This is a genomic window from Kitasatospora sp. NPDC058048 (assembly GCF_042885555.1).
In the GTDB taxonomy this organism is placed as follows: domain Bacteria; phylum Actinomycetota; class Actinomycetes; order Streptomycetales; family Streptomycetaceae; genus Kitasatospora; species Kitasatospora lactacystinica.
Window position 1 is genome coordinate 1 of sequence record NZ_JBHVRT010000083.1, and the last position, 9,554, is coordinate 9,554.

Consider the following 9,554-nt stretch of genomic DNA (forward strand, 5'->3'; position numbering starts at 1 on the left):
GTCGGCCCGGCTCCGCTCGGGCCGGGCACCACTCCGCTTCGCTCCATGGTGCCGGTGGGCTGATGCTCGTTCACATGGTTGAGCTGGGACTTTGGTTGAACTCGCGACGGGCTGACTAGGGGGAGGGGTGGGCATCGGGGGCGCGTGCGGGTCGGCTTCACTCCTCTCAGGGAGGTCTAGACCGGGGTCCAGACCGGCATTTTCGGCCCCGGGTGAGGTTGGGGTGCGCTACCCTCGGAGGGTGAGCAACGGTGACCAGTGTATCAGTTGGCATCTGTCAGGGAACCTTGCCGGATTCGGGGTCCGTCCTCGGCGCTTCCGGGATTTCCCGGTTTTTTTCCGGGCTGACTGATAGGCTACCGGAAGCCGCCCGCACATTGGCTTTGATTCCCGTCCGTTCTGGCCTCTCGGCCCGGCCGGTGAATGTATCAGAAGCGCACTGTCAGCAGTTCTTGTCAGATCCCGGTCCGGCCTGGGGCATTCGAGGGGAGAACATTTCTGTGAGCGTGGAGACTTTCCTGGCGGAGGATCAGGGGCCCGAGGAGATCACGCTTCGCCATCACCAGGTGGAGGCGCTGGAGGCGATCGTGCGGGGCCTGACGCTGCGTCCGGGGCAGAGTGCGCCGGCGGGGTTGCGGGTGACCGCGCAGATGGCCACGGGGTCGGGCAAGTCGTTCGTGGGGGCGGCGGCCGGGCAGAAGCTGGCGCCCCGCGGCGTGGTCCTGGTGGTGGTGCCCACGCTGGACCTGCTGGTGCAGATGATCGGGGAGTGGCGCCGGGGTGGCCGGGCGGGGGAGATGCACGCGGTGTGCTCGCTGGCCGCGGGCGAGCTGCCGTTCGGGACGCAGGCGAGCACCGGGCGGCGGATGATCGGGTGGTGGATCGAGCAGGCCGCGCGCAAGCGCCGGCCGCTGACCCTGTTCGCCACCTACGCCTCGGCCGGGGCGCTGAAGGACACCTACGAGTACTACGCCGAACGCGGCCAGGAGCTCCCGCCGCTGGACCTGATGGTCTGCGACGAGGCGCACCGGTCCTCCGGGCACGCGGAGAAGAAATGGACGGTCGTTCACGACAACGAGGCGATCCCGGCGAGGCGGCGGCTCTACATGACGGCGACGCCGCGGATCTGGGCGCCGCCGAAGGCCCGCGCGCGGCAGCGTGAGGGGGCGCACCAGCCGCTGCCGGAGGAGTTGGCGGTGTCGATGGACGATCAGCAGGTCTACGGGCGTCAGGTGGTGTCCCTGGGCCTGGCGGAGGCGATCGACCGCAAGCTGTTGGCGCCGTTCGAGGTGGTGGTGCTGGAGCTGCGGGACCCGGGCGCGGACCGGACGGCGGCGGAGCGGCAGCCGGTGCCGTGGGGGCCGGGGGTGGGTGAGGCCGAGGACGGCGAGGACGACCAGGTGCCGGCCGAGCGGATCGCGGCCATCCAGGCCGGGCTGGCCAAGACGATCGTGGAGCGGAGGCTGAGGCGGGTCATCACGTTCCACAACCGGACGATCGAGGCCAGGTATTTCTCGGAGACGCTGAACCAGGCCGTTGACCGGCTGCACGCCGAGAATCCCGCGAAGTACCCGGAGGAGTTCTGGGCGCAGTGGCTTTCCGGTGAGCACGAGGTGGATTTCCGCAAGGAGACCATCCGGGACTTCGGAACGGCCGAGGAGGACGAGGGCCTGGCGCACGCCGTGCTCTCGAACTGCCGAGTTCTTGGCGAGGGTGTCGATATTCCGAATGCGGACGCGGTTCTTCTCCAGGGCCGGGGCAGCATGGTGGATATCGTCCAGGCCATCGGCCGGGCCCTACGCATGAAGCCGGGCGAGGGAAAGACCGCGAGTCTGATCGTGCCGGTCTTCCTGCAGCCCGGAGAGGAGCCCGGGGACATTCTGGAGTCGGACTCGTACGGGCCGCTGGTCAAGATCCTCAGCGCGATCCGCAGCCACGACGCGCGGGTGGTCGAGTCCCTGGCCGTGCCCCAGAAGTCGGGCAAGCGGACCACCGGGCGCAGCGCCGAGGCGCAGGTCGCGCCGGGTGTGAGTGAGGGTTCGCCGTCGTTCTCGCTGCCGGTGCGGTTCCAGTCGCCGGTCGGCTCGGACGTGCTGGCGCTGTTCATCTCGACTCGCGTGCTGACGGGTGAGAATCAGCTCTGGCGTGAGGGGATCGGGCACTGCCGGAATTGGTTCGAGGAGACCGGCGGACTGGATGTTCCGTGGTCCACGCGGGTCGGTGAGAACGAGAATTTTCGGCTCGGAGAATGGCTGGCACAGCGCCGGGTGGAATTCGCGAACGGCGAATTGGCACGCCACCGGGTCGACATGCTCGACGCGCTGGGCATGATCTGGTCCGTGTCGGACGCGCGGTTCGACGCCGGCCTCGACTGGGCGCGGGTCTGGGCGAAGGAGCACGGCGGGTCCCTGGCGGCGCCGGCGCGGGCGGCCGTGGGCGGGTACGCGATCGGGGCCTGGCTCGCCGGCCTTCGGGCGGCAGCCGAGGTGCCCGAGGGCGAGCCGGGGGCGCTGAATGCGGAGCGGCGGGCGGCGCTGGAGGAGATCGACCCGTGGTGGTGCCCGCGGTGGCCGATCGTCTGGCAACGCTCCTACGCGGTGGCCCGGCAGTGGTGGCTGGAGTCGGACGGCCGGGTCGACTGGGCGCAGCTGCCGGTGGAGACCGAGTTCGAGGGCGAGACGCTCGGCCGGTGGGTGCGGGCGCAGCGGGCCGGGTGGGCCGAGCTCGACCAGGAGCAGCAGGACCTGCTGACGGCGCTCGGCATCGAGGAGGACCAGGAGCTCGCCGCCGCGCGGACGCTGGCCGCGGCGAAGCCGAAGGTCTCCCGGGTGGACCGGTTCCAGCAGGGCCTGGCGGCGCTCGCCGCCTTCGTCGAGCGCGAGGGGCACGTCCGGGTGCCGCGCACCCACAAGGAGAACGGGGTGTCCCTCGGGTCCTGGCTGAACAACCAGCGCGCCCGCCGGGACAAGCTCACCGCGGAGCAGCTCGGGCAGTTGGAGGCCCTCGGCGTGGCCTGGTAGGAACGCCCGGCCGGGGTGGTGCCGTGGCCGGCGGCACGCCGCCGTGGCCCCGAGAAGGCACAGGAAGGCCGCCACCCTTCGGGGTGGCGGCCTTCCTGCATTACCTGGATGGCTAGGGCTCGTTCTGCGGGTGGCGGAACTTCACTGTCCGGCGCACCCCCGGCGCAGGTCGTGGTCTTCGTCCTGGAGCTGGCGGACAAACTGCTGCTCCCAGGCCGCCGGCGAGATGACCGTGCCGGTGACGATGCCTCCGGGCACGATCAGGGTGACCTTGGTCTTGGCCTCGATGTCCTCGTGCTCGGCGCCCAGGCGCACCAGCTCCAGGTACGGGTCGGGGTGGGCGTCCCGGTCGATCAGGACCCGCAGGACCGACTGGGCTGCTTCTCGTACCCTCACCGGGTCCTCCTCGTGCTGCTGGGCCTGCGGGAAGGGTGCCCGTCCAGACAGGCCTGGACTCGCGCCGACGGTCAGCCTTCCACGGTAGGGCCTGACGTTCAGCAGGAATGACGATTTGTCACATTCGGCCCCGCTTCCATCGTGGGGTGAGGCCATCTGGCATGGTAGGGGCGTCCGAGTAGCCGCACGTGCGGTGAAATCAACGGACGACGAGAGGTTCTGGGATGACAACATCCACAGCAGCGCAGGCCGCGGTCGACGTCGCCACGGCGCGCCCCGAGACGACGAGGGTCATCGTCGTCATCCAGCAGAAGGGCGGATCGGGCAAGACCACGATCGCCATCAACACTGCGGCGTGCAGCGGGCGCAGCGCGGTCCAGTCGGACGGTGCGTCGCCCGTCGTCGCGGCCGGCACTGACGTCCAGGGCAGCCTGGAGAAGTGGTGCTCGGCTGTCCGCGAGGATGCTCTGCCCTTCGACTATGTGGTCACCCGCGGCAAGGTGGGCATCCTGTCGGAGCTCGTGAAGGATCCGTCGCGGCGCAGGTTTATCGTCGACACCCCCGGCTTCATGGACGTCGACCCGGATACCGAGTGGGGCGAGGATCCGCTCGGGCAGAGCCCGGTGGCCGATGCCCTGCGCGAGGTCCTGGAGTTGGCCGACCTTGCCATCGTGCCAATCACTCCGAGCATGATCACGTGGGACGAGGCGGAGTTCACGATCGAGCGTGTGCTGAAGCCCAGGTCGATCCCCTTCCTGGTCGTGATCAACATGCACGACCCGGGTAAGGACAAGTTCGAGACGCAGCTCAACAAGGTGAAGTCGTGGGTCGACGAGCGGAACTACCCGCGCGTCTCGGACCCGATCCGCCGGTACACCATCCACGAGCACGCCTACGAGAACGGCGCGGTCGTCACCGAGTACAAGATGAGCGGCACCGCGCTGAACGCCCGCGAGGACTTCATGCGCGTTGCCCTGACGATGGAGCAGATGCTCTGATGGGACAGCAGATTGGCTCTCAGGGGCCGGGCAAGCCCGGGACGGCGGTCGCGCTGGCCCGCGCGATCAACAGCCTGCCGACCAAGCAGCTCGCCGAGACCCCGGTCCTGATCGCCCAGGAGCGGGAGCTGCTGGTGAAGTGCGAGGCCGCGCTGGAGAACCTGCGGGTCGCGTACTGGGCGGCGGGCAAGGCCTTGGAGGCGATCCGGGGAGGCCGGCTTTATCGGGTGAGCCACGGCACGTTCGAGGCGTACTGCCTGGAACAGTGGGACATCACCCCGCAGTACGCGGGGAAGTTGATCCGATCGTGGCGGGTCGCGGAGAAGGTGTTCGATTCCCTGGGGCAGAAATCGAACGGCCTGGAAACAATTGTTTCTAAGCGACTGGGCTACGGGCAGGCGTGGGAGCTGGTCGCCCTGTCCGAGGAACACAACGTCGATGCCGCCGCGCTGCTCTACATCGCCCTGATTCAGCTCAAGGGCATGGCCGTCACCGCCGCGATGGTGGCCGGCGCGGCCAAGGCCCTGCCCCCGGAGGCGGTCGGCAAGAAGAAGGCCACCGAGGAGGCCGTGGTCTCCTACCTGGCGAGCCTGGAGGGCAAGAAGGAGCTCACCAACTCCCCGGCGGCCGACCCGTTCGCGGCGCTGCGCCGGGTCACCAAGAAGCTGGACGCCGACACCGTCCAGGCCGCATTGAAGCGCGATCCCGACGGCACGCGCGCGATGGTCCGCGACCTGATCGAGGCGCTGTCGTCGTCGGTAGGGATCGAGGTGGAGATCAAGGCCGCTTCCCCGGAGTCGGCGGCGGCCTAACCGGCAGCAACCCCGAAGACGAGAAGGCCCACACCCTGGCGGGGTGTGGGCCTTCTCGTCTTCGACGGGGCAGGCTGCTGACCGATCGGCAGGCGAGGACGGCGGCGGGCCGCCCCCATCTCCATTGGGGACGGCCCGCCGTCATGCTGTCAGGCCCGGTGGACGCGGGAGCCGGTGACGATGCCACCCGGCTCCGCGTGGAGCGCGGCGGCCTCGGCCGAGTCGAGCAGCGCGTCACCGGAGCTGCTGGCCGGGGTGATGCCGGGGCGCTACTGGACGACGGGGCGGCGGATGTGGTGGTGGACCACCTCGACGCTGGTGTCGTGGATGCGCAGGTACTCGGCCACGGACTCGGCGATCGCGACCGAGCGGTGCCGGCCGCCCCGGCAGGCGATGGTGACGTGCACCGGGCGCCGACGCCGGTTGGCGTAGCTGTAGACGATCGCCTTGGCCGACTCGGCGATGCGCTCGACCTCCGGTATCACGCCGGGGGTCTGGAGCACGTGGTCGCGGACGACGTCGTCCAGGCCGGTCAGCTCCCGCAGCCGCGGATCGTGGTGCGGGTTGCGGAAGCGGCGGTCGCCGACGTTGAAGACCAGGCCGTCGTGCGCGGCGATCAGCTCCAGCGCCTCGTCGTGCAGGGTGCCGATCGAGTGGACGACAACCTGGACCAGGCCGCCGTCCCCGGCGTTCGGGTTGCTTTCCATGTACCCGTCCTTCCTTGCCAGTTGAGATGCTTCATAGGGGCTTGTGGTGTTTCACGTTTCACGTTTGCGCCGGACGAGCAGGCCCTTCGCCGGCGCTCCACCGGTACGGGCGGGATGGGCTACTGCTGGGCGAGGTGGGCGAGGGCGCGGGTGATCAGGGGCCGGTGGGCGGCGTACAGGGTGCGCCCGGCGGCCGCGATGGCGGCCTCGAGCTCGGCGAGCGTGCCCGCCGGGTACCAGGTGGCGTCCAGGGCGTCGTCGGCGGCCGTCGCGGTGACGGTGGCGGGCAGAACGTACAGGGCGGAGGTGCTCGCCACCCAGGCGTGGTCCGACTGGCGCCAGTCGTCCACCAGGCCCGTGCCGAGGATGACCGGCTGGTGGCCCCTCAGGTCCACTCCGGTCTCCTCGTGCAACTCCCGCACGAGTGCCTGGGGCGCGGTCTCCCCCGCGTCCACCATCCCACCCGGGATGGCCTCCACCCCGATGTCGTCCCGGGTGATCAGCAGGATCCGCCGGTCCACGCCGGCGCCCGCGATCACGATCGGGTCGGCCGCCGCGTTCTCACCCCACCTGCCCAGGTTCCTGCCGGAGCGGCCGGTGCGCCCGGCGGGGTGGAGCGGCCAGCCCCGGTGGTCGAGTTCGAACGGGACCAGGGCGTCGGCCCGGCGCTGGTCCCAGTTGGTCACGTCGGCCGGGGTGGCCGCGCCCTCGGCCCACGCCGGCACCTCGGCCGCCAGCGCCTGCGGCAGCAGCTCCGGCGGCGTGACGTCCAGCGGCGCGTACTGCGGCCAGCTCACGGCCCAGTCGCGCAGGCCGGCGGGGACGACCTCCACCCGGTCCCCCGTCCCCTCGCCGCCGTCGGCGGCCGCGGTGGGCAGCGAGATGCGGGAGGCGTGCAGGACACCGGCGAAGCCCTCGTCGGCCAGGCCGGGCAGGCCGGCGGTGATCTGCTCGTGCAGGGTGCGGACCACGTCCTCGGACACCCGGCGGTCGCGGGCGGTGTTTCGGGCCAGCGCGACGTCCAGCGGGGTGTCCAGGACGAGCGCGTAGGCCGGGATCTCGTGTCGCTGGGCCCGGACGACGAGCTCCGCGCGGTGGGCCGTCTCGGCGGACGTGGCGTCGATGACGGTCGGACGGCGAAGCCCGAGGCGGGAGTCGAGCAGGGCGTGCAGGATCGTCCAGACGAGGCCGTTCACGGCCTCGGCCTGGCACGCCCGGTCGCCGCTGGCCAGGCCCCGCAGGTGGTCGGCGTTCAGGACGTCGTCAGGGTCGAAGGCGCCGGCGAAGGTGGACTTGCCGGTGCCGGGGGCGCCGATGAGGGCGATGAGGCACGGGTCCGGCAGGCCGAGAGCGGCCAGGGTGCGGGCGGTGGCGGTGGTGGTGGTCATGATGTCCCTTCCGATCCGGTGTGGTGGTGCGGGCCGTTGGGCAGGCCCGCGAGCGCGGCGACGGTGGCGCCGTCGAGGTGGTGCCGGTCCATCAGGGCGGCGGCCACGGTAGTGACCGCCTCCCAGTGCTGGTCGAGGAGGGCGTCGGCGAGGTCGTGCACGATGCGGTAGTCCTGCCGCTCGTCGTCGCCGAAGCCGATGTGCGGGTTGAGCTTGAGCAGCTCTCGCCGGTCGCCCCGGGCGCCGATCTCGACGGCCACCGCCCGGCCGGGGGTCCACAGCCCCGACTCCCGCAGCCACCTGTCCGCGGCCCGCTCCCCGGCGCCGGCGAACGCGGCGTAGGCACGGCCGTCGGTGAGGCCGCAGCCCTCGACGGCGCCGTCGACATCCAGGTCGTCCGGCATCAGGCGGGCCCGGTGGAGGTGACCGCCGGCGGCGAGCACGGCCACCGCGTGGCCCGCCTCGTGCACCGCGTTCATCAGCTTGTGCTGCTGCTGGGTGAGGCCCTCCAGCAGCTCCTCGGCGGTGGTGACCTCCCGGCGGGGCGCGCGGCTGCGGGTCGGGTAGACGACACCGCCCAGGGTGCAGTTGGTGTGCCAGTCGATCATCACGGTGGTGCTGTTCACTGCCTGGTCCTCCTCTCGACTCGGGGCAAGGAGGGCGGGGCGGCCGTCGGCGCTGGCGGCGGGACGGCCGCCCCGCACTGCGTGTTGGGTCAGCTCCGGCCCCAGCGGCGGCGCCGCTGCTCGTCGCGGGCCTGCTCCTCCGCCTCGCGGCGCATGTGCTGGCCCGCCGTCTCCGGGGATCCGTCGGGGTTGCGGTTGAGGCCGTGCAGGTCGCCGCCCTTGGCGTACGCGTAGGCGTCGCCGAACTCGCCGGCGAGCGCGGCGCGGTGCTCCGCCCGGTGGTCGCGACGCCCGCCGCGGCCGCCGGTCAGGTCCAGCGGAGCCTCGCGGCGGGACGCCTCGACGGCGGCACTGTGCCGCGCCTGGGCGGCGTCGAGCGCGTCGGGCTTGTTGCGGTTGAAGAATCCCATGGTGGTTCCTCTCGGGTGGCGGCCGGGCCCTGGACGGGCTCGGCCTGATGGGTGGGCGGGTGCTCTGTCAGGCGTGGCGGGCCTGGCTGATCGCGGCCTGGAGTCGGGCCTCGGTCGCGGCGGGGTCGGTCGGCTCCCTCAGCAGGTGGTCGACCAGGCGCTGGGCGTCGGCGGTGTCGCCGCGCCGGACGGCCGTGAATGCTCAGACGCGGTGCGGTGTGGTGGTGCCGGGCTGATCAGCGACGCGCGAGCACAGACGGGGCGGCGCGCCGACGGCGGCGGACAGCTGCGCCGGCAGGTCGGAAGGCTCGCCGATGCGGCGCAGCGCCTCGGCGAGGGTGGTGTCCCAGTCGCCTTCGAAGCACAGTCCGCGGTCGTCGATGTAGATCGCCCCGCCGAGTTTCTTGTTCGTCACCAGGACGGGGTCGCCGCGCCAGTAGGCGCGGTCGGGGTCGTCGTCGACGATGGCGTCGAAGCCGTGGCGGATCAGCCAGGCCGCGACGGCGGGGTGGTAACGACGGTGCCGGGCCGTCACCACGAAAACCGAACGACGGGCCTGGAGGACGCGCAGGGCTTCGAGGGCGCCGGGGATCGGGGCGCCGTAGATGCGGCCGTCCTGCCAACCGTCCCGATGAGCCACGAGGGTGAGGTCGAAGTCGACGCCGACAGCGTGGCTGGCGGGGGAGTCGGGGTCGAGCGGGACAACGGTCAAGAGGCTCTCCTCTGGTTGGGTGATGGGTTCGGAGCAGAAGCGGCCGTGCCGCCACGCCTTGGTCTTGTCGTGGGCGTGGGTGCCGGCGGGCCAGGGCTCGGCGCCGCCCTTGGTGAGCTGGCGGGGCCGGCCCTGGGCGGGCGGGGAGTCGATCACGGTGGTGAGCGAGCGGGAGAGGCGCGCGTCCAGCAGGAGGGTCTGGACCTGATCGGCGACCGGCGTCGCGGACTGGTCGGTGGCGGGGTGGTGGTGGGCCGGTCCGGGTGCTGCGCCGAGCCGTTCGGCGCGGCACCCGGGCGGGCGCGGGGTCAGCTGCGGCCGGGCGGGAGTGCCTTGGCGGCGGGCGCGGGGTCGGCCTGGCGGTGCTGGAGGGCGAGCCAGGCCCCGGCGGCGGTCATCAGCCGGCCGTCGCCGAGGGCGTCGAGCGGGGCGGTGTCGATGTCGTGCATCAGCTCGGCCGGGTCGAGCGGGCGCGTGAAGGCGAC

The 9,554-nt window shown here is 71.7% G+C and carries 9 protein-coding genes; 3 read left to right on the plus strand and 6 right to left on the minus strand.

Going from position 1 to position 9,554, the window contains the following annotated elements; translation table 11 throughout:
- Window positions 1–500: 500 nt before the first annotated feature.
- The gene (locus ACFVVA_RS41595) at window positions 501–3,020 is read left to right on the plus strand and encodes a Helicase associated domain protein (protein ID WP_387695913.1); all 2,520 of its coding nucleotides are present in this window, start codon (window positions 501–503) and stop codon (window positions 3,018–3,020) included.
- A 141-nt stretch (window positions 3,021–3,161) separates the two neighbouring features.
- On the opposite strand, the gene ACFVVA_RS41600 is transcribed toward ACFVVA_RS41595, so the two are convergent.
- Window positions 3,162–3,416 (minus strand): hypothetical protein, encoded by a 255-nt coding sequence (locus tag ACFVVA_RS41600; protein WP_387695915.1) that lies wholly within the window; start codon window positions 3,414–3,416, stop codon window positions 3,162–3,164.
- A gap of 224 nt (window positions 3,417–3,640) precedes the next feature.
- On the opposite strand from ACFVVA_RS41600, the gene ACFVVA_RS41605 reads away from it, so the two are divergent.
- Window positions 3,641–4,414 carry a ParA family protein gene (locus ACFVVA_RS41605; protein WP_387695916.1) on the plus strand — a complete coding sequence of 258 codons (774 nt, stop codon included), beginning with the start codon at window positions 3,641–3,643 and terminating at the stop codon, window positions 4,412–4,414.
- Window positions 4,414–5,226 (plus strand): hypothetical protein, encoded by an 813-nt coding sequence (locus ACFVVA_RS41610; RefSeq protein WP_387695917.1) that lies wholly within the window; start codon window positions 4,414–4,416, stop codon window positions 5,224–5,226. The genes ACFVVA_RS41605 and ACFVVA_RS41610 overlap by 1 nt, the downstream gene beginning before the upstream one ends.
- A gap of 269 nt (window positions 5,227–5,495) precedes the next feature.
- On the opposite strand, the gene ACFVVA_RS41615 is transcribed toward ACFVVA_RS41610, so the two are convergent.
- The 5 genes from ACFVVA_RS41615 to ACFVVA_RS41635 all read right to left on the minus strand — a co-directional run bounded on the left by ACFVVA_RS41615 (window position 5,496) and on the right by ACFVVA_RS41635 (window position 9,225).
- Complete coding sequence (locus ACFVVA_RS41615) at window positions 5,496–5,933, minus strand: hypothetical protein (protein WP_387695918.1); 438 nt, start codon at window positions 5,931–5,933, stop codon at window positions 5,496–5,498.
- Window positions 5,934–6,052: 119 nt separating this feature from the next.
- Window positions 6,053–7,321 (minus strand): AAA family ATPase, encoded by a 1,269-nt coding sequence (locus ACFVVA_RS41620; protein ID WP_387695919.1) that lies wholly within the window; start codon window positions 7,319–7,321, stop codon window positions 6,053–6,055.
- A complete protein-coding gene (locus ACFVVA_RS41625; RefSeq protein WP_387695920.1) occupies window positions 7,318–7,947 on the minus strand; it encodes a hypothetical protein in 630 nt (209 codons plus the stop codon). Before ACFVVA_RS41625 ends, ACFVVA_RS41620 begins: the two co-directional genes overlap by 4 nt.
- An 89-nt stretch (window positions 7,948–8,036) precedes the next feature.
- Window positions 8,037–8,357: a hypothetical protein gene (locus ACFVVA_RS41630; RefSeq protein WP_387695921.1), complete on the minus strand. Its 321-nt coding sequence runs from the start codon at window positions 8,355–8,357 to the stop codon at window positions 8,037–8,039.
- 202 nt (window positions 8,358–8,559) lie between these two features.
- A complete protein-coding gene (locus ACFVVA_RS41635) occupies window positions 8,560–9,225 on the minus strand; it encodes a hypothetical protein (RefSeq protein WP_387695923.1) in 666 nt (221 codons plus the stop codon).
- Between the last annotated feature and the right edge of the window lie 329 nt (window positions 9,226–9,554).

Excerpts from the sequence above, each read along its gene's own strand:
- ACFVVA_RS41620 (WP_387695919.1), bottom strand. The coding sequence starts at position 7,321 with ATGACCACCACCACCGCCACCGCCCGCACCCTGGCCGCTCTCGGCCTG.
- ACFVVA_RS41610 (WP_387695917.1), top strand. The coding sequence starts at position 4,414 with ATGGGACAGCAGATTGGCTCTCAGGGGCCGGGCAAGCCCGGGACGGCG.
- ACFVVA_RS41630 (WP_387695921.1), bottom strand. The coding sequence starts at position 8,357 with ATGGGATTCTTCAACCGCAACAAGCCCGACGCGCTCGACGCCGCCCAG.
- ACFVVA_RS41605 (WP_387695916.1), top strand. The coding sequence starts at position 3,641 with ATGACAACATCCACAGCAGCGCAGGCCGCGGTCGACGTCGCCACGGCG.
- ACFVVA_RS41615 (WP_387695918.1), bottom strand. The coding sequence starts at position 5,933 with ATGGAAAGCAACCCGAACGCCGGGGACGGCGGCCTGGTCCAGGTTGTC.